Here is a 16,208-nt window from a genome sequence, read left to right on the forward strand (position 1 = left end):
AAATTTATTAACGAAATATTTCCGTTCTATTTACCTAAGCGTGATTTACCGCGCGATCCCCTCATCTCAAATAAGTGAACCTAACGATGACAGTCGTGTACATGCGGGGCAGGGGGACATGGCACTGTTGAGAAGGTAGTGACACGAAACAGGCATAAAAAAAGCAATCCGCTCAATGCAAGATTGCTTTTTTATTTATTTGGGGTGGTTGTTAGTAATAGTTATCAGGCTTGTGGTAATTGATTTTTAAAAAACACACCTACCGCCAATAATTCCTATCAACTCAACATTGAGTGACTAATTGTTTTGCGCGGCTTCTCTTTCTTTAAGTCTCGCTCCAGCCAGGATACCTTCCATAGAATAGTTGCCCTCATGACAGGCATATTCAAATACCGGGCCTTCAGTCGCGTAAAAGCTCAACTCCGCCGTCCAAGGTTGGCTATAAATATTGGGATCATCAATAGTAAATTGATAAAAAATTTCTGAATCAGAATAACGACTAAAACGCTCGGTGAGTTTTCCCCCTTCAGAAATTGGCGTTGAATTTTGTTCCATATACAAAGGCTTGTAGTTAATGGTTTCCACGACTAAAGCACCATCTTCATACCAACCAACGGAATCGCCAAGCCAAGGCTTAATAACATTTGGCCGATGATTTGCTCTTGCCTCTTCTGCAGAAGCAAAAGTTGGAATAATGCGCGCGTCGTGAACCATCTCAACCATGATCATGACGTGATCGTCAGTCTGGACAAATTGGTAGGTACTGTTGTAAAGCGTGCCACGCATACCCGGACCGCCAGTATTGCCAAAGCCTATCAAGCAGCGCTCACCTAAGGGCAGGGCTTCAGGGTCGGAGTTTCCACCGACGCCGGTCAAGTATCTCACTCCGTAACCACGGTCTTCATATTTAACTTTAGGGTTGGCTAAGCGAGGTATCTGACCATTTTCAGGATCAACAATATAAGAAGATCGGTATTGTCCTTTAACCAAGGCCAAAGACGAGCCGGGATCGGTCCAGAAAGAATTGTAGCCACGCAGTCCAAAATCACGCCCCCCTTTTTCTGGCGCGCCTTGATCGGGGTCGACAACAGAATCGTCCGCCGCTTCTTCAGGTGCAATACCGGCCACTGCGGTTCCTGCAGCTTGCTGCTCAGCTTCTTCTTGGCTGAGAATTAATTTAGTGACGCCGCGAGGACGAGTTAGATTGGTTAGAGACGCGTTTGTCCAAATACCAGTGAGTTCAGGTCGTTTGGCATCTTTTGCGGATGTTGCGGCTGTAAAAGCCGTTAATAGTGCAAATATAAAAACGAGTTTCTTGCAATTTTTGCGAGCCATTGTTTTCTCCTGATTTATTCTAGATCCGAATAGTAATCGTAATCAGTCATTGAATCCAGGCGATCATCTACATTACGAAAGGTAATTCTAGGTGTAATAACTTCGCCCAATATTTGGATAGAAGTAACGCTTATAGTGCGGTCGAGAAAGAAGAACAGGTAGTTTGCTTTAGGCACCAAATAGGTAAGTGATTGTTTTGCTCAAGATTTGCAAGATGACCATTTCTACAAGGTGGTTTTAAAAAGACGATCCCACAAAGAAGCAACAAATCCAAAATTAACCTTACCCGATAAATGGTGTGCGGAGTGATAGTTTGGATAGAAAGAAAGCTGTTTGCCTAGAAAGTTTTTTGGTCGCAAAGTGAAATTAGAGTGTAAGAATATCGTACTCGTTACACGTAACCCCATTTTTGATTTTTCTATTTAAGCATTTCAATATGGCGAACCATTTTGTAATTGGTAAGCGTCTGTCCTCGAAGATGGACAGTGTTTTCTCCCAAATGTTTGAAACCAAAAGATTCAAAAAGAGGTTTGGCAAGTATGCTGGCTTCAACGTTTAATTGTCGGATGCCTTTTCGCTTTGCGACTTCACAAAGGTGAGTCAGTAATTTTTTTGCGATCCCTTGCCGTTGGTAATCTTTGTGGACGTATAAGCAATCGATGTGACCATCTTCTTCGAGCTCGATAAAACCAACGACAAGCTTATCTATTACCGCGATAAAGGGTTTTTTAATGTCGAGTCTCAATCGCCAATGTTCGTAGTCGATAGGAGAGGGTGCCCAGGCATCGAGTTGTTGTTTGGAATAGATTCTCGTGTCTATGCTATGGATCGCGTCATGAAAGAGTGTCGCTATATCACGGTAGTCAGAACTTTGATTGTCAGAACTGTGATTCTCAGAACTGTGATTCTCAGAACTGTGATAGTCACGAATATCCATAACACTCGTTAGCTTATCTATTTTGGCATGCGCTAGTTTAAGGTCGTAGGAGATAGTCATCCAGGTTTATCTGCTGCGTGATTTTAGCGTAATCACGTGTATTAGATGACCAGTTTTGTGTGTTGTGACCTTGATCGTTCTTATACCAAGAGTTGCAGTGCGGATCGGCCCAGGTTGTTTTCGCGAGATCATCTTGCAGTTCTCGGTTGTATTGCTCTTGCGTATTCTGTTTTACTTCTATCGCCGCTATATTTTTTTCTCTCATTTCTTCAAGCGCAAGTAAAGCGTATTCAACTTGTCTTTCGAGCATAAAAGTTATCGAATTGTGGCCTAAGTTAGTGTTAGGGCCATAGAGAATAAACATGTTAGGAAAGTTTGCGACGTTAATTCCAAGATAGGCTTGCGGTGTTTCTTGCCACTCTTCACTCAATATCTTTCCGTCTTTACCTTGAACTTTCATCGACCAATGCCATTCGGTTGTTTCAAAACCGGTGGCATAAACGATGACATCAGCGTCATGATGTTCGCCGTCCTTTGTTTCGATTCCCTTCTCTGTGAGCTTGGCAATTTTATCGGTAACGAGTTCTACATTCGATCTTGTTAAGGCTGGATAATAATCATCGGCGATTAACACACGCCGACAACCGATAGGGTAATCGGGGATAAGTTTACTTTTGAGTTCTGCGTCTGATACCTGTTGTGTCAAATGATCCATTGCAGTGCGAGTGAATGCGGCGCGGCCTTCTTGGGTCCAGCTAAATACTTGCCAAAATAAATGGTCGGCGTTCTCATAAATTAACTCACGATTCAACATTGCCACGTGTGGCGCCGTCAGAATCAAAGCTTTTTCTTCATCAGTAATAGCTTTGTCGAGGCGGGGGATTACCCAGTTCGGTGTCCGTTGAAATACCGTCAATTTTTTTGCGACTTTTGCTAGTTCTGGAATGATTTGTACCGCACTTGCAGCGGAGCCAATGACCGCAATGTTTTTATTCTTCAGGTCTATAGAGTGATCCCAACGCGCAGAATGAAAAGCCGTACCGTGAAAACTTTCTCTACCTTCAAAATTCGGAATTTGCGGGCGATTTAGTTGACCCAAGGCAGGAATAAGAACGTTGGCTTCATAAGTTTGGTCTTTACTGGTCGTAATGACCCAAAGCGATCGAGCTTCGTCCCACACCGCTGATTGTGTTTCTTCGTTGAGATGTAGGTGGGGTCGCAGGCCAAAGTCATCCGCGAGTTTTTCGGTATACGCTTGAATTTCATTCGCGCGGGGGTAAATGTAATTCCAGTCCAAACTGGGAGCAAAAGAAAATTGATACAAAGCGACGGGCACATCACAGCAGCAACCTGGGTAAGTGTTATCTCGCCAGGTGCCACCAACTTTTTCGCCTTTTTCCAAAATGATTATGTCGTTGTAGCCAGCTTGCTTAAGTTTGATGCCGGCACAAAGGCCGCCTAGTCCTGCACCAATTACTGCAACGCTAAATTTTTTACTCATTAAAAACTCCGAAAACGTTTAACTATAAATTTTTACCTAGGTGTGTTCGCGAATAAAATGCCCGGCGCTTGCCAGTGCCTTTCTTGCATCCTCTAGCATCGGGTAGAAGTGATGCCATACGTGAATCATATTTGGCCAGGTTTCGAGCTGAACCGGAACGTTTTCAGTTTTTGCATGTGCAGCTAAACGAATCGCATCGTCGAGTAACACTTCATCACTACCTACTTGAATTAAGAGCGGTGCCAATTCGCTTAAGTCTGCATAGAGTGGCGATGCTAAGGGAGTTCTCGCTGCACGGTCTCCCAAATAAGCGTGCGCCCATTGCGATAACAGCTCGCCCTGTAACAAAGGGTCTACATCTTTTTTAGTTGTAATCGATGCACCGGCGTTTTCGAGATCAACCCAAGGCGAAATGCAAAGCGCACAAGCTGGCTGAGGGAATCCTTTTTCTTTCGCTGCAAGCATGGTCGCGATAGCAAGTCCTCCACCAGCGCTATCACCGGCGATAGCAATAGAAGAGGCATCAATGCCTTGGTCTAATAAAAACGTGTAACCAGCGATCGCATCATCAACAGCTGAAGGAAAGGGATGCTCAGGTGCAAGCCGGTAGTCCAGTGCCAATGTTCGCCCTCTCGCTGCGCGGCCTAACTCTGCAACCAGTGGCCGATGGCTGGTAAGCGAGCCGATGACGTAACCGCCGCCGTGCAAATAGTAAATCACACGGTTTTGATTGGTTTCAGGTGTTGTGCTCCACTCGGCAGGTAAGCCGGAAATATTTTCAGTTTGGAATTCGACATCACTAGGTATTGGAAAAAGCGTCCCAAAGCCGTCGTAGGATTTTCGAAACTCCGCTAAAGACTCTGGCTTCGGAGAATGGCTTAGCAACGTGCGTATCGCATCAATTTCTTGGGTCGCCATCGTCATGTCCTTTTATTTTTGTGGGACTGTAGTGAAAACTATAAAGCCGGCTCGCCAACTATATCTTTTGTTAAATTATATTTTATTGGCCAAGTAAGTGACGGCAGTATAAATCTACAAAAAATATTTTACGACAGAAAAGTTGCTCTTAGTCTCATCGAACCACACGATCTTCTGTTTTTATTGTCAGCTTCATCTAAAGACACATCGATTTATATCCAAGCATAAATAATCGATATAACACCGAGATGTTTTTCTGGCTAAGGAATGTTTTATAGGCTTGGTAGTTGGTATCGGAAGAGGCTTTAGCCGTGAAAAATAGTTTGTGAATAAAAAAATTTAACGCTTAGTACTGCCCAAAAAATTCTCGATATCGCGCGCGAAGGTCAAAGTTTGTTTTTCGATCTGCTTGCTAAGTTTGGCTAAGTTGCTGAAGTCTGGGTTAGGGATCGGCTTAGATTCTATGATAGATTCCGCGCCTTCTAGCGTTTCTGGGATACTGTACTTGTTCCATTTTCTGCTTCTAAACAGTTTCCAATATTCGGCTTGGACTTTTTTGTTGATTCCACCCAGCCAGATCTTGAATTCACAAGTACTGTGAACAAAAACAATCGCAATTCTAAGCTTCCTCTTTCTGAATGAGTTTGGTGTAAATGAAAAGTAGGTCATATCCATGTAACCTTGATAGAAATTTCCCGACACATAAAAATCGGGATGACTATTTTTCAGTTGAGTTCGTAAACCCATCAAATATTCCATTAGGCCCTTGTAGGCTATCGGTAGCTTGCCTTTTGCCATTTGTTTTTTGTATGCCGTCATGGCTTCTGAAAATTCAGTCATTTTATGTTCTCTAATCTCGTCGGCAATTATCGTTTACGGTTTGCATAGGCTTTAATTTCTGCGTCGCTTAGCGCTCTCGAAAAAACTTGGAGCTCGTCTACAATGCCCTTGAACTCTAATTCTTGGTGAGCTTGCGATAGCGATGATGAAGCGCCGATAAGGCAGCCATTTTCTGGCTTTAAGCTGGCGGGGGACCAGGGCGTCGAATATTTACCTTCGATTTCTTGGCCATTAATGTAGATCTTGATGTTGTTCCCATTTAACGCCTCACCTCGAGTTGCATGAAGCACAGCAGTAACGCTATGCCACTGTCCCGTGTTCGTGGTGTTGGGGTTAGTGACAAATCCGTGCCCCTGCGTATCGGCAAGTCGATATTGATCTTGCTCCGTCGTCCACAATACGTAGATGTCATCGCAGGACAAAATATGCTGATGCATATTAGACTTGCTGAGTTGTAGCCAAGCAGTAATGGTTAGCGGGCCATCTAAATCAAGACTGGCGCTTTCGGGTAAATCAATCACATCTTCTAAGGTCTCGAATATGCGGGCTTTGCCAAACAATCCGGTTGTTTCATTTTTCTGTTTAATTTTTCCGTGGTTAGCGAAAGCGCTGAAGTCTTTTAACTCGCCGTCATCGGTGTAGGTTTCGAAATTATAAGAAGCGACTAAACCTTCGCCTGAAATGGCGGCGGAACCTGTCGGATTTTTTTCAGAAGAGCCGAGAAAAAATATCGATTCGTTTGTGTGGCCAGAAATAGAAAAAGATACCATTGAAAAGAAAAATAAAACCTTGAGTTTCATAACCTTATTCCCTTTAGTTAATTTTTTCGCGTCATCTCCCACACTTCTCTGCGGCCGGATAATCTTATTGTATTTTCATCAACCATTACCGCCGTAACATCAATCCAGCTGCCATCATAAAAAAGATGTGACGCAGTGAACCCGGTTTCTGAATAGCTTACATTTTTTAGAACAACATCGCCTCGGCCATTTTTATCTTGAGGGTTGTAAGTATTGTTCCACTCGGTGATCGTCGCTGTGTAATCCGAAATAGCAAATCCATATTCCCATTCGGGGCTATACCAGGAACCGCGCATGTACTCTCTAGTCTTTACGGTTTCCTGTGGCTCGGGGGCTTGCTCTTTACTTTGGCTATAAGCTTCGGTGGGAAGAATTAGGAACACAAAACATAAAATTAGGATACGGGCGAAATTTTGAGGTATGTACATCGCTAATTTTTCCTTGTGATGATATCCGGGATGTAAAATTGTATTTGGAGCTTATGATCGATGTCTTGAGAGTTTTCGATTCCTGAACACCTAAGTTAGTTTCTCTCTGGTATTGGTGTGATACTTGCGAGCGTTGTTCGCAATTCTTTAACCATTTTCGCCTTAATTCGGGAAGAGCCCAATACGAAAACAGAGTAAGACAACATTTCATCCGGCTTCTGAATAAACATGCCTCTCGCGTAAATAGGCTGGCCAGCTTGGCTCGCGTCGAGTTCAAAACCGCGTCGATGACTTTCATCAGGGTCGGCATCTAACAGTTTACTGTCTGCAACGGTAATTCCAGATTGTTCCATGCGCGCAATCATTTGCTGTAATGATTGCGCGGGCTGAAAGGCACGTTTCTCAGCGTCAGCTTCGCCGGTGATAAATACACACATCACCGCGGTAACAAGCCTACCCTCCGCAAGTTCTTGCACGCTAGTTCGATTGCTTATGTGTGCTGTGTTTTCAGGGTTCAAGGGGACGGTTTGTTCTTGAATAGTAGATTGGCCCAATAAATCTATTTGAATCCCACATTTTTCAAATTCAAAAGTATCTGCAAAGGTGTTAAAAGTGAAAATAGTAATAACAAAAAATAGTAATAATCGCATAGACATAATGTGCCTTTTAGAGTTCTTTAGGGTTTTAACGTAGCCAGTTTTGCGCCGAAGCCAATAAATACACAACCGGTAATAGTTTTTATCGCGCGCTGAAATATTACACTAGAGCCAACGATTTTCAGTTTTGCGAGTAATACAATCATTCCCGAGAACCAAAGAATATTTATCAGTGCGTGGATGAATACTAAAAGAAATGCTGAAGATGTGGGAGCACTAGCTGAAATAAACTGTGGAAATGCAGCGAGATAAAACATCGAGACTTTCGGGTTAAGAGCATTGGTCAAAAACCCCTCGATGAAGGCGTTACCTAGCTTGGGTTTCGTATAGGCCTGGCTCTGAATGTCGATGGTGGCATCATATCTCCAAGCGCTAATTAAAGACTTGATACCAATCCAACATAGATAAATTGCACCTAATAATTTGACCACGAGAAATAGTTGTGCAGATTGAACCAGTAATATTGATATTCCTAGAACTGAAAGACTGCCGTGCAGACAAAAAGCCGCGACAAAGCCAGATATGTTTACAAAGCCAGCATTTCTACCTGCAATAGGGACTGTTCTGGCAATAAGAACCCCGTTGGGGCCAGGTGATATCACCAGTAAGGTTGCCACCACGATGAAGCTAAATATCTGAAGTATGTCCATCATTCAGTTTCCTTGTTGGTGAGGCGTGGGTCGTGCCTGTTTAAGGATGGGAAGCTTATAGGTTACGCTACAAATACTTAATTCAGGCAAGCGGGAAATTGAGTAGTATTGTCCTCGGAAAAAAGCTGCTGTCAAATAGTGAAAACAGCGATACTACTGACAGAAGCTGACAGTAATGTCAGGTAGCCTAGCTATTCTTTCAACTTACAAATGGAATTATCAGATGATTAAGCTTTACGGTTTTGGTCCAGCATTTGGGCTTGTCGATCCCAGTCCTTTCGTCGCGAAAGTCGATGCATTTTTACGATTGTCGGGGCTTCCTTATGAGCTGGTAAACGATTTTAGTGCTTTTCGGCGCGCACCCAAGGGTAAGCTGCCAATGATCGAGGACGATGGTCAAATAATTCCGGATTCCTATTTTATCTGCGAATATTTGCAAGATAAGTATCAACTTACAATTGATCAGGATCTTACTGAAGAGCAGCGTGGGGTGGCCCACCTGCTAACTAAATCGTTAGATGAAAACTTTTACTGGTTTGTTGTTTATTCACGCTGGATAAGAGAGGACACCTGGCCGATCATCAGTAAGGCATTTTTTAGCAAGATGCCGATTCCAATGAAATATATCGTTCCGATAATTGCTCGCTCAGGTGTCAAGTCGGCGCTTAAAAAACAGGGTGTCGGTCGTCATACCGAAGACGAGATGTTGCAGATTTTTGAGCATTCGTTAAAAAGTTTAGCAAGCATGCTGGGGAATAAAAAATATTTTTTCGGCGATAAGGTATCGTCTTTTGATGCTACGGCCTTTGCTTTTTTGTCTTCGTTCATCTTAGCCGATTTTGATAACCCATTTTATAAACGGGCGAGATCCTATCCCTCCCTAGTTGATTTTTGTGATCGCTTTCAGAAAGAATATTATTGAAAAGTATTTAACTGACAAAAAACGGGGTAGGGGCAATACTACCCCGTTGATCGTTTACGTGAGTACTTAGCTCTAGGTCTTATTCTTCAACTCGATCAAAAATCTGGGTTCCCTGTTCAGCGGACGTCAAAGTAAACTGGTTTTCATCAATGATGGCGATATCCGCCGTCATGTTTCCCATCTGGCCGGACAAGGCAAGTTTATTATCTTCCGCCCACTTGTAGTCAAAGGTCATGCCCATACCCATTATTTCCATTTGTGTTTCGTTGATGTCTATTACCACACTCATACCTTGAGCATCTACATTCCATTTTCCTATGATGACTTCTTTTGGGCTTTGTACTTTAGTTGAAGCGCAAGCGGTAAAAAGAACTATCGACGCTAAAATAATGAGCGATTTGAATTGTATTTTCATTGGTTAACTCTCCGAATGTAGATACGTATTTTGTTGTGTGATTTGACGCATGCCGTAAAACTTAAGCTATAAAATCCTAGTGTGGCGCGATATCTGAGTCACGTAAGGAATAGTAAATATTAAATATATAGTCGACTACAAAAGGTAGGGCCAACCAATCCAATATCAAATTTACAACGTATTTCAGGTGTAGAGAAAAAGTTAGTCCGTCTATTGAAAATAAGAGATGGAAACCGAGTGTAAATGTGGTAGAACAGCACATCTTATTTGACATAGACGAGGTTAATCATGGCGCTAGTACTTTATCAGTTTCCTATTTCTCACTTTTGCGAAAAAGTACGCTGGGCTCTCGATTACAAAGGATTAGAGTATAAAAAGGTGAATCTTTTGCCAGGGCTTCACGTAAAGACTACAACAAAAGTTGCCAACAATTCTTCAGTCCCAGTGCTTGAGCATGATGGAAAATTTATACAGGGTTCTGGGAAAATTATTAGCTATTTGGACGATAAGTTTCCACAAAAGAAGCTATCACCGCCGTCATCCCTTGATGTACAGGCAGCGCTGGAATGGGAGCGTTACCTAGATAATGAATTTGGTCTCCATGTACGTCGTTACGTTTATCACACTTTATTAAAAAAACCAGATCCGGTGATTGGTTTTTTCGCAAGCGGAGGGCCTTTTTGGGCAAAACCCATGTTGCGTTTTATGTTCTCAAAACTGTCGAAAAAAATGCGAAGTTATATGGAAGTAAACGAAGAGAGCGCGGCGAAATCAAAACAACATATTGAAAAAGCACTTAAAAGATTGAATGAAGCGCTAGTAGGTAAAGAATTTTTAGTGGGTACACAATTTACACGAGCAGATCTAAGTGCCGCGGCACTCTTGGCGCCACTGTTTATGCCTGCTAAATATGGTTTGGATTGGCCAGAAGCACTGCCAGAGCCATTGCAATCCGAAGTGACCGCGATGGGACCGCAATTGCAATGGGCAAAAGATATTTATCAGGCTTATCGCTGATTGCAATTAATATTTTTATTGTTGGGAGTCAAGTATCCTACCTAAACCGGGAGCGTTGCCTTCCAGTTTCGTGCGTCTTATCTCCTCGGGATAAGTGTTAGGGAGTGAGTTCAGAAAATCATCGTCGTAATTCCCATTAATTTTTTCTCTAATGGTTATAAGTCGCATCATTTCCAATGAATTCCGTTTTAAGTAGTGAATTATTTGATCCTTTGCTGTATCCCGCCGCCTTTCTTTTTTAGATCCGACCAACATCGCAACGATACCGATCACATAGGCCAATAGTACAACCCCAAGCGAAACTGTCTTCACATTCTGGCTAAATTCCAATTCCTCTAATATCCTTAGCCAGGCATCAAAAACAAAGGGCAAAGCGATAAAAGAAATTAGAAACAAATCAAATGGTGAAGCCTCTTTGAGTGTTTTTAATAATGTTTTTGCTTCCATTATATAGCCTCTATATTTGATAAATTCTTAATATTGCCTTCTCCAATTATTTGAATATTGGTTTTGTAAACGATCGTTCGAAACTTAAAAAGCATTTTGTTTCCGCGTAGTACTTCATAGCTGCTTGGCATTCCGGGTCGCTGCTGGCTTTATTTCTATAGTCTTCATAATCCGCAAGGCTTGGGAATGAGAACAAAGCATGTGCGATATCACTTGGCCCTTCATGGGGTAGGAAATACCCGTGATGCTGGCCGCCAAATTTCTCAACCAATGGAATCCATAACTTCGAATAATGCGCGAATTCTTTCAGCTTGAATGGGTCAACTTTATACTTCAGATAGCATGTGATCATTGTGTCTCTCTAAAAAAGTAAGGGTTTATGTATCGAGGGTAGAATTCAGCAGTTTAAAAACGACCTTGTCTGAAGTTTAAGGATTGTTATCGCTTAACAACTTCTCACGCTCTGCCTCATATTCGGCATAAGACATTTCATATTGTTGAATACACTCTTCATATTCGGAGATTGGTGCTTTCAGGCAATTGAACTTACGGTTATTTTGAACGGAATCGTAAACTTGTTGATTCGAGCAGCCGCAACAAAGTGAAATGAATATTATGCTGGCACTAAGGCTTCTTAATTTCATGACTGCTTCCTGGTGTTTACAAACATTGAAAAATAAAATTTCGTTGACAATAAACGGGTGTTTTTTAGTTTTGTTGTTTAGTTCTTATCTGATCGTAACGCCGCAAACACGGGCGAGCGGAACGTGTCAAGCGAGTCCTGGCTGGCGGCTTTTTACCGGGGAATAGTGATTTGCTTTGTTAGGCAGTTTGCTTTGAGGCCCCCATAAAACCAACCTTGTACCCCGCTTCTCTGAGGCTTTTAGTTGCCCGACTGTTTATACTAAGAAGAACCAAAATGTTTATTAGCGGAACAAAAAGTAGTGCAAATAAAATTATTTTAACAGCAATATGATTTTGACGTGCAGACAAAACTTTATACAGGCCAATAAGAGATATTATTAAAGATATAAACAATAAAATAAATGCAAACGGCCCAATCACTAAACGTAAACTAGCGGCGATAAAATATAAAAGTACAGCATAAATTACGAGTTTTTGCCCTCCAGCCATTTTTTCCATGCGCTCGCTAAACTCAAAATTGTCATTGTTTTGGATATCTGCAGTAGGTGTGGTGTATGGGTTTTGTGTTGACATTCTAAATGATTCCTCGCTTCTTATTGTTTTATCCGCTTAATGCCGTAAAAAGAGGTCGATGTGAATTATGGCCCGCCTTTCAAGGCCATGATTTACGTAGGCCCTTCTTGCTTACTTGTTAAGCTATTATTCTTCACTGCTTTCACTGCTTTCACTGTCTCTTAGTGCTTGAATTGGGTGGGTAATCATTACTAAAAGTGCCATAGCATAGGCTGATGTTGGCATTACCAAAAAATAGTATTGATACCATTTTGCTTCAGCAATCTCTCTTCCGTGAAACCAAAAGAACATAATTAGGCCGAGGGCAAAAGAAAGGCCAGCCATCACATGAATCAATGCCATACGTCCTGACATATATTCGAATCTCATTCGTAATTTTTCGACGAGCCCCGAAACTAAAAGAAAAAATCCGAATACGACCAAAGCAAGAGAAAGAATAATCAAGCTGAACTCAAATAAGCCACCATTCTTATTCAGTGGCAAAAAAGAAAATATGAAAATTAAGAGTATACCCATACATGTATACGCGAGACTTTTCCACAGCTTATTTGACATTTGTTCGATGCTCATATTGGCTTAACGCCTAAAGCACGGGAAAATTTGGAGCGTAGCGAAAAAAATTACCCGGTGCCTGCGATTGCGAAAAATTTTTATATATTTAACTCAGAAGTTCTCGGTTTAAACCCATGTTTATACAAATAAAAAATCAATCCGATACCTCCGGTAAATGAAAAAACTAAAATCCAATTTAGTTTGGAGTTTGGATTTTCAAAATCTCTTTTATACATATCCCGTATAGTTATGAAAACTGTTGCTAAACTTAATGCTCCTATAACGGGTAAAGCCACATTAAAAACCGAATTAGCTGGAGAGTCCGGCCTTCCAGCTCCCATAATAGCCATAAAGATAAATATTGGTTGCCCAAATAACATAGCGAGGGCTATTAGCTTTTCAAGGTTATTCACTTCTCACCCTATGCATAACACCCAAAGCAGGGGCGCGCGAAACGTAGTGAGTCGAGGCAACACGTTTTTTGCGCTGCCGGTGTTGCTAACTTTGTTATGCGCGCCATTTTAAGCTACCTTTTTTGCCGCTGACACGGACTTTTTTACTATTTTCCTAAGTATCTTTTCATTGATGTCAGCTAATTTATTTATATATAGGCAACATTTTGTTCGTTTGTGTTTTCCCAATACATCGAGGTCTTTTTTAACTGTTGAGGGGTCGCCAACAAGGTAAATAGAAATATCTTGAGTTCTCGGTAAAAACCCAATTAAGAATGTATCTCCAAATGCTACGATTCTACCCTGCATTCTAGCCTTAAAACCTGATTCATCTTCAATTAATTTAGTTAGAGCAAGGCAGTCCTCACGCTTCGTGTCCTTTTTTATATTTTTCAGGTAGTCTTTAACTTTCTTTTCCATATAACTCGTCCTAGAGAGTTTTACGCTAAATGGAGCGGTTTGTTATCGGTATTTAGTGATAGGTAATATGCACGCTGGGCGCCACTTTCTTCTGGAGGATCACTCACACGATACCAGCCGAACTTGACGTAAAGGCGAACTGCAGCCTCCATCTTGTCCCAGGTTTCCAAATAGATGCCACTCAGTGGAATCTTCTGCGCATGTCTTATAGTGCTCACCAAAAGCTTCTCACCGATACCTTTACCTCGATGGCTAGGATCGACGTAGAAACCCGAAATCTTTGCTGTTTTCGAATCTTTTTGACTAAGACTGATGCAACCCAATATTTCATCGCCACAACATGCAACGAGTTGTAGAAGCGCTCCTTCAAAACTTTCTCCGAAACGTCCAACTTCGATATCGATTCCTTCTGGATCAGGTACAAGACCAAAAGTGTGCATTGCAGAGTACGCTATTTTTCTTACTTGCTCTGCATCTGATTTTGTAGCTAATCTAATTTCCACTTGCCACTCTGCTAGATTCGCGGTTCGGATAACGCTCCAAACACGGGTGAGCGAAACAACGTGTAGCGAGTCCACGCCGTGCTTTTTGCAGCTAATAGTGCTTTGGCTTGTTATGCAATGCTGGCCACCATTATATGATCTAGGTGGGTTTCGCTGCCCATTTTAAACTGCGTTTCGCCCGCGACAGAAAACCCATATTTTGAATAGAACCTTTTTGCTCTGAGATTGTTGCTATACACACCAAGCCAGACATTGGCTATGCCCATATTTTTTAAATGGTTTAATGCCGCGCCCATTAGCTTTTGAGCCACACAGGCACCATGAAATTTGGGAAGTACATAAAGCTTTTGAATTTCAGATGTAGCCACGATACGAGAGTTTAGAGAGCAATCACTAGATAGCAAGACCGTTGCAAAACCTGCCATTTCACCATTTGCAAAAGCAGAAATTAAATATATTGAACTGGAATTTAATGCCTTTTGAAAAATTGTGGGTGAAAGATTGCTAGATATGTATTTTTCTAATTCATCTTTCCCAGAGCTAGATGGGCACGCGAGCACAAAAGTAGCTGCTGAAATTTTTGAAACAGCTTCAATTTCGTCTGGATTAGGAACTCTTATTTCAATGTCCATGACTTCCCTAAAGTTGCATAACGCCGCTAGCAACCACGAACGGAGCATCGCGAAGTGAGTCGAGGCAGCGCGCTTTTTGCACTGCCGGTGTTGGCTAGCTTTGTTATGTGCTTACTCACTCTCTTCGACAGCTTTTCTGATCGCTTGCACTTCGCCCAATTCATTTATATCCTTGTAGTATTCGTCGCTTGTCAGTGCCCGGTTCGACCACCATTCGAATTTTTCAGAGGCTAAATCTCTAAGTTTACCAAACGCTATTTTTCGCTTCAAAACAGCTTCTCTTTCTTTTTCTTCTTCAGGTGCCTTCCCCAATGAGTCCGTTATTATCGCAAAGCTAAAAGAATACTGGTATGCATTTTTATTTGTATAGCTTTCAAGTCGACGACCAAGTAATAAGCAGTTTTGCTTCCAGCTTTCATTCACTACGCTCTTTTCTTTACATACAGAATGCACTTTCAAATAAAAACCATAAAGTGAAAGAACGCCAGTAAGGTTTTCTGCTGCATAATTTATACGGTCTTTTGGATAACCAATAGATGCAAGTTTTTCACGAGCAAAATTAATTTTGTCGAACAAGTAATCATTGGTAGAAGTTGTATTATTTGCGCGGCGTAGAGAAGCAAGTGCGTCATCATCTTTTCTTTGTTTTACCATCGAATACAAGTAAGGTTGTATATTGTCTGCGTCAATAGTTTGGAGCTGCCTATCAAAATCATTGTCCTCACAAATCTCCAGTACACTTTCCTGGACTAGACAATAAACAGCGAGAAAACTAAGTCTAATTTTCTTATTTTGAATCGATTTCATAGGCACTGAGAGGTAGTCTAAAGCTTCCCTTCTATCATCACGCAAGGAAAGCATAGCGGCTAATAAAACGTCTTCTTCTGGGCTTCCTTCGGAAATACTTTTTGTCCATACCTCAGAGAACTCCAATTCTTCGCTTGTTGGCTCAAACTGCGAGTACACAACGCTCGCTAAAAGAAACTGAAGGAATATAACTACGTAGACAGAAAATTTACGCATTATTAAATTACCCCGTTGGCTTGAACACATAACGCCGCAACCAGCGGCGAGCGAAAGGTAGTGTAGCGAGTCCGCCGCAAACCGCGCTTTTTGCGGTTTGGGGGCGCTGGGTTGCTTTGTTAGGAATTACCATTTTATTTGCATGCCATGAAACTTTGGAGCGCAATACTCAAAACCAAACTTTTCGTAAAGCCAAGGGGTATTTGCGATGAGCGAAACATAAGATTGTTCTGGCACATGCTCTTTTAAATATTCCATTATTTCTTCCATGATTTTTCGCCCTAACCCTTGGCCTTGAAAGTTAGGATCAACAGCAATATCAACTACTTCAAAGTTACAACCACCGTCGCCAACTACACGACCCATACCAATAACTTCACCTTTTTCGTCAAGTAAGGTTACTGCAAATAAACTATTTTTTAAGCCGATTTCCGCGGCCGCTCGCGTTCTTTCTCTAAGGCCAGATATCTTTCTCAAACGCAAGTAGCTTTCTATGTCGGGCGGAGAATGTTTTACTTCCATGCGCAGATACCTAGTATTCC

Annotated in this window: 24 protein-coding genes; 2 read left to right on the forward strand and 22 right to left on the reverse strand. The window is 41.8% G+C overall.

The features are described from left to right. Nucleotides 1-297: 297 nt before the first annotated feature. The 10 genes from ACYUCY_RS06680 to ACYUCY_RS06725 all read right to left on the reverse strand — a co-directional run bounded on the left by ACYUCY_RS06680 (nt 298) and on the right by ACYUCY_RS06725 (nt 8,068). Nucleotides 298-1,335, reverse strand: coding sequence for a hypothetical protein (locus ACYUCY_RS06680; RefSeq protein ID WP_460225680.1), 1,038 nt, complete (start codon nt 1,333-1,335; stop codon nt 298-300). 224 nt (nt 1,336-1,559) lie between these two features. Further along, nucleotides 1,560-1,742: a sterol desaturase family protein gene (locus ACYUCY_RS06685; RefSeq protein ID WP_460225681.1), complete on the reverse strand. Its 183-nt coding sequence runs from the start codon at nt 1,740-1,742 to the stop codon at nt 1,560-1,562. An 11-nt stretch (nt 1,743-1,753) separates the two neighbouring features. Continuing rightward, entirely contained in the window at nt 1,754-2,272 is a 519-nt protein-coding gene (locus tag ACYUCY_RS06690; RefSeq protein ID WP_460225682.1) for a GNAT family N-acetyltransferase, read from the reverse strand. A 37-nt stretch (nt 2,273-2,309) separates the two neighbouring features. Continuing rightward, the gene (locus ACYUCY_RS06695) at nt 2,310-3,773 is read right to left on the reverse strand and encodes a flavin-containing monooxygenase (protein ID WP_460225683.1); all 1,464 of its coding nucleotides are present in this window, start codon (nt 3,771-3,773) and stop codon (nt 2,310-2,312) included. A gap of 36 nt (nt 3,774-3,809) precedes the next feature. Then, on the reverse strand, nt 3,810-4,691 hold the full coding sequence (locus ACYUCY_RS06700; protein WP_460225684.1) for an alpha/beta hydrolase: 882 nt from the start codon (nt 4,689-4,691) through the stop codon (nt 3,810-3,812). A 339-nt stretch (nt 4,692-5,030) separates the two neighbouring features. Then, the gene (locus ACYUCY_RS06705; RefSeq protein ID WP_460225685.1) at nt 5,031-5,531 is read right to left on the reverse strand and encodes a DUF7000 family protein; all 501 of its coding nucleotides are present in this window, start codon (nt 5,529-5,531) and stop codon (nt 5,031-5,033) included. A 26-nt stretch (nt 5,532-5,557) separates the two neighbouring features. Next, nucleotides 5,558-6,331 carry a LamG domain-containing protein gene (locus tag ACYUCY_RS06710; RefSeq protein ID WP_460225686.1) on the reverse strand — a complete coding sequence of 258 codons (774 nt, stop codon included), beginning with the start codon at nt 6,329-6,331 and terminating at the stop codon, nt 5,558-5,560. A gap of 17 nt (nt 6,332-6,348) precedes the next feature. Continuing rightward, nucleotides 6,349-6,759, reverse strand: coding sequence for a hypothetical protein (locus tag ACYUCY_RS06715; RefSeq protein WP_460225687.1), 411 nt, complete (start codon nt 6,757-6,759; stop codon nt 6,349-6,351). A gap of 95 nt (nt 6,760-6,854) precedes the next feature. After that, entirely contained in the window at nt 6,855-7,409 is a 555-nt protein-coding gene (locus ACYUCY_RS06720) for a hypothetical protein (RefSeq protein WP_460225688.1), read from the reverse strand. 26 nt (nt 7,410-7,435) lie between these two features. Then, entirely contained in the window at nt 7,436-8,068 is a 633-nt protein-coding gene (locus ACYUCY_RS06725; protein ID WP_460225689.1) for a LysE family translocator, read from the reverse strand. Nucleotides 8,069-8,288: 220 nt separating this feature from the next. Here ACYUCY_RS06725 and ACYUCY_RS06730 point away from each other — a divergent pair, with 220 nt between their 5' ends. After that, nucleotides 8,289-8,987, forward strand: a complete 699-nt coding sequence (locus ACYUCY_RS06730; protein WP_460225690.1) for a glutathione S-transferase family protein — start codon at nt 8,289-8,291, stop codon at nt 8,985-8,987. A gap of 79 nt (nt 8,988-9,066) precedes the next feature. Here ACYUCY_RS06730 and ACYUCY_RS06735 read toward each other — a convergent pair whose 3' ends face one another. Beyond that, nucleotides 9,067-9,402, reverse strand: a complete 336-nt coding sequence (locus ACYUCY_RS06735) for a hypothetical protein (protein ID WP_460225691.1) — start codon at nt 9,400-9,402, stop codon at nt 9,067-9,069. A gap of 288 nt (nt 9,403-9,690) precedes the next feature. Here ACYUCY_RS06735 and ACYUCY_RS06740 point away from each other — a divergent pair, with 288 nt between their 5' ends. Next, the gene (locus ACYUCY_RS06740) at nt 9,691-10,419 is read left to right on the forward strand and encodes a glutathione S-transferase family protein (protein WP_460225692.1); all 729 of its coding nucleotides are present in this window, start codon (nt 9,691-9,693) and stop codon (nt 10,417-10,419) included. Nucleotides 10,420-10,434: 15 nt separating this feature from the next. Here ACYUCY_RS06740 and ACYUCY_RS06745 read toward each other — a convergent pair whose 3' ends face one another. From ACYUCY_RS06745 to ACYUCY_RS06795, 11 genes are all read right to left on the reverse strand, one after another. Continuing rightward, nucleotides 10,435-10,866, reverse strand: coding sequence for a hypothetical protein (locus ACYUCY_RS06745; protein ID WP_460225693.1), 432 nt, complete (start codon nt 10,864-10,866; stop codon nt 10,435-10,437). A gap of 46 nt (nt 10,867-10,912) precedes the next feature. After that, on the reverse strand, nt 10,913-11,218 hold the full coding sequence (locus ACYUCY_RS06750) for an NIPSNAP family protein (RefSeq protein WP_460225694.1): 306 nt from the start codon (nt 11,216-11,218) through the stop codon (nt 10,913-10,915). Between the two features lie 76 nt (nt 11,219-11,294). Continuing rightward, nucleotides 11,295-11,510, reverse strand: a complete 216-nt coding sequence (locus ACYUCY_RS06755; RefSeq protein ID WP_460225695.1) for a hypothetical protein — start codon at nt 11,508-11,510, stop codon at nt 11,295-11,297. Between the two features lie 178 nt (nt 11,511-11,688). Next, nucleotides 11,689-12,084: a hypothetical protein gene (locus ACYUCY_RS06760; RefSeq protein WP_460225696.1), complete on the reverse strand. Its 396-nt coding sequence runs from the start codon at nt 12,082-12,084 to the stop codon at nt 11,689-11,691. Nucleotides 12,085-12,210: 126 nt separating this feature from the next. Further along, on the reverse strand, nt 12,211-12,654 hold the full coding sequence (locus ACYUCY_RS06765; RefSeq protein ID WP_460225697.1) for a hypothetical protein: 444 nt from the start codon (nt 12,652-12,654) through the stop codon (nt 12,211-12,213). 80 nt (nt 12,655-12,734) lie between these two features. Further along, nucleotides 12,735-13,049: a hypothetical protein gene (locus ACYUCY_RS06770; RefSeq protein WP_460225698.1), complete on the reverse strand. Its 315-nt coding sequence runs from the start codon at nt 13,047-13,049 to the stop codon at nt 12,735-12,737. 108 nt (nt 13,050-13,157) lie between these two features. Next, nucleotides 13,158-13,508 (reverse strand): DUF1801 domain-containing protein, encoded by a 351-nt coding sequence (locus ACYUCY_RS06775; RefSeq protein WP_460225699.1) that lies wholly within the window; start codon nt 13,506-13,508, stop codon nt 13,158-13,160. A gap of 20 nt (nt 13,509-13,528) precedes the next feature. Beyond that, nucleotides 13,529-14,011, reverse strand: coding sequence for a GNAT family N-acetyltransferase (locus ACYUCY_RS06780; protein WP_460225700.1), 483 nt, complete (start codon nt 14,009-14,011; stop codon nt 13,529-13,531). 110 nt (nt 14,012-14,121) lie between these two features. Continuing rightward, nucleotides 14,122-14,643 (reverse strand): GNAT family N-acetyltransferase, encoded by a 522-nt coding sequence (locus ACYUCY_RS06785; protein ID WP_460225701.1) that lies wholly within the window; start codon nt 14,641-14,643, stop codon nt 14,122-14,124. A gap of 111 nt (nt 14,644-14,754) precedes the next feature. Then, entirely contained in the window at nt 14,755-15,666 is a 912-nt protein-coding gene (locus ACYUCY_RS06790) for a hypothetical protein (RefSeq protein WP_460225702.1), read from the reverse strand. Between the two features lie 126 nt (nt 15,667-15,792). Continuing rightward, a partial coding sequence (locus tag ACYUCY_RS06795; protein WP_460225703.1) for a GNAT family N-acetyltransferase occupies nt 15,793-16,208 on the reverse strand: 416 nt, incomplete at its 5' end.

Source organism: Aurantivibrio infirmus, assembly GCF_054767315.1.

What these genes read in the sequence shown, in the direction of transcription:
- ACYUCY_RS06735 (WP_460225691.1), bottom strand. Translation starts at nt 9,402, where the DNA reads ATGAAAATACAATTCAAATCGCTCATTATTTTAGCGTCGATAGTTCTT.
- ACYUCY_RS06775 (WP_460225699.1), bottom strand. Translation starts at nt 13,508, where the DNA reads ATGGAAAAGAAAGTTAAAGACTACCTGAAAAATATAAAAAAGGACACG.
- ACYUCY_RS06765 (WP_460225697.1), bottom strand. Translation starts at nt 12,654, where the DNA reads ATGAGCATCGAACAAATGTCAAATAAGCTGTGGAAAAGTCTCGCGTAT.
- ACYUCY_RS06745 (WP_460225693.1), bottom strand. Translation starts at nt 10,866, where the DNA reads ATGGAAGCAAAAACATTATTAAAAACACTCAAAGAGGCTTCACCATTT.
- ACYUCY_RS06790 (WP_460225702.1), bottom strand. Translation starts at nt 15,666, where the DNA reads ATGCGTAAATTTTCTGTCTACGTAGTTATATTCCTTCAGTTTCTTTTA.
- ACYUCY_RS06750 (WP_460225694.1), bottom strand. Translation starts at nt 11,218, where the DNA reads ATGATCACATGCTATCTGAAGTATAAAGTTGACCCATTCAAGCTGAAA.
- ACYUCY_RS06740 (WP_460225692.1), top strand. Translation starts at nt 9,691, where the DNA reads ATGGCGCTAGTACTTTATCAGTTTCCTATTTCTCACTTTTGCGAAAAA.
- ACYUCY_RS06700 (WP_460225684.1), bottom strand. Translation starts at nt 4,691, where the DNA reads ATGGCGACCCAAGAAATTGATGCGATACGCACGTTGCTAAGCCATTCT.
- ACYUCY_RS06685 (WP_460225681.1), bottom strand. Translation starts at nt 1,742, where the DNA reads ATGGGGTTACGTGTAACGAGTACGATATTCTTACACTCTAATTTCACT.
- ACYUCY_RS06690 (WP_460225682.1), bottom strand. Translation starts at nt 2,272, where the DNA reads ATGGATATTCGTGACTATCACAGTTCTGAGAATCACAGTTCTGAGAAT.
- ACYUCY_RS06705 (WP_460225685.1), bottom strand. Translation starts at nt 5,531, where the DNA reads ATGACTGAATTTTCAGAAGCCATGACGGCATACAAAAAACAAATGGCA.
- ACYUCY_RS06695 (WP_460225683.1), bottom strand. Translation starts at nt 3,773, where the DNA reads ATGAGTAAAAAATTTAGCGTTGCAGTAATTGGTGCAGGACTAGGCGGC.
- ACYUCY_RS06715 (WP_460225687.1), bottom strand. Translation starts at nt 6,759, where the DNA reads ATGTACATACCTCAAAATTTCGCCCGTATCCTAATTTTATGTTTTGTG.
- ACYUCY_RS06730 (WP_460225690.1), top strand. Translation starts at nt 8,289, where the DNA reads ATGATTAAGCTTTACGGTTTTGGTCCAGCATTTGGGCTTGTCGATCCC.
- ACYUCY_RS06755 (WP_460225695.1), bottom strand. Translation starts at nt 11,510, where the DNA reads ATGAAATTAAGAAGCCTTAGTGCCAGCATAATATTCATTTCACTTTGT.
- ACYUCY_RS06720 (WP_460225688.1), bottom strand. Translation starts at nt 7,409, where the DNA reads ATGCGATTATTACTATTTTTTGTTATTACTATTTTCACTTTTAACACC.
- ACYUCY_RS06710 (WP_460225686.1), bottom strand. Translation starts at nt 6,331, where the DNA reads ATGAAACTCAAGGTTTTATTTTTCTTTTCAATGGTATCTTTTTCTATT.
- ACYUCY_RS06680 (WP_460225680.1), bottom strand. Translation starts at nt 1,335, where the DNA reads ATGGCTCGCAAAAATTGCAAGAAACTCGTTTTTATATTTGCACTATTA.
- ACYUCY_RS06760 (WP_460225696.1), bottom strand. Translation starts at nt 12,084, where the DNA reads ATGTCAACACAAAACCCATACACCACACCTACTGCAGATATCCAAAAC.
- ACYUCY_RS06785 (WP_460225701.1), bottom strand. Translation starts at nt 14,643, where the DNA reads ATGGACATTGAAATAAGAGTTCCTAATCCAGACGAAATTGAAGCTGTT.
- ACYUCY_RS06725 (WP_460225689.1), bottom strand. Translation starts at nt 8,068, where the DNA reads ATGATGGACATACTTCAGATATTTAGCTTCATCGTGGTGGCAACCTTA.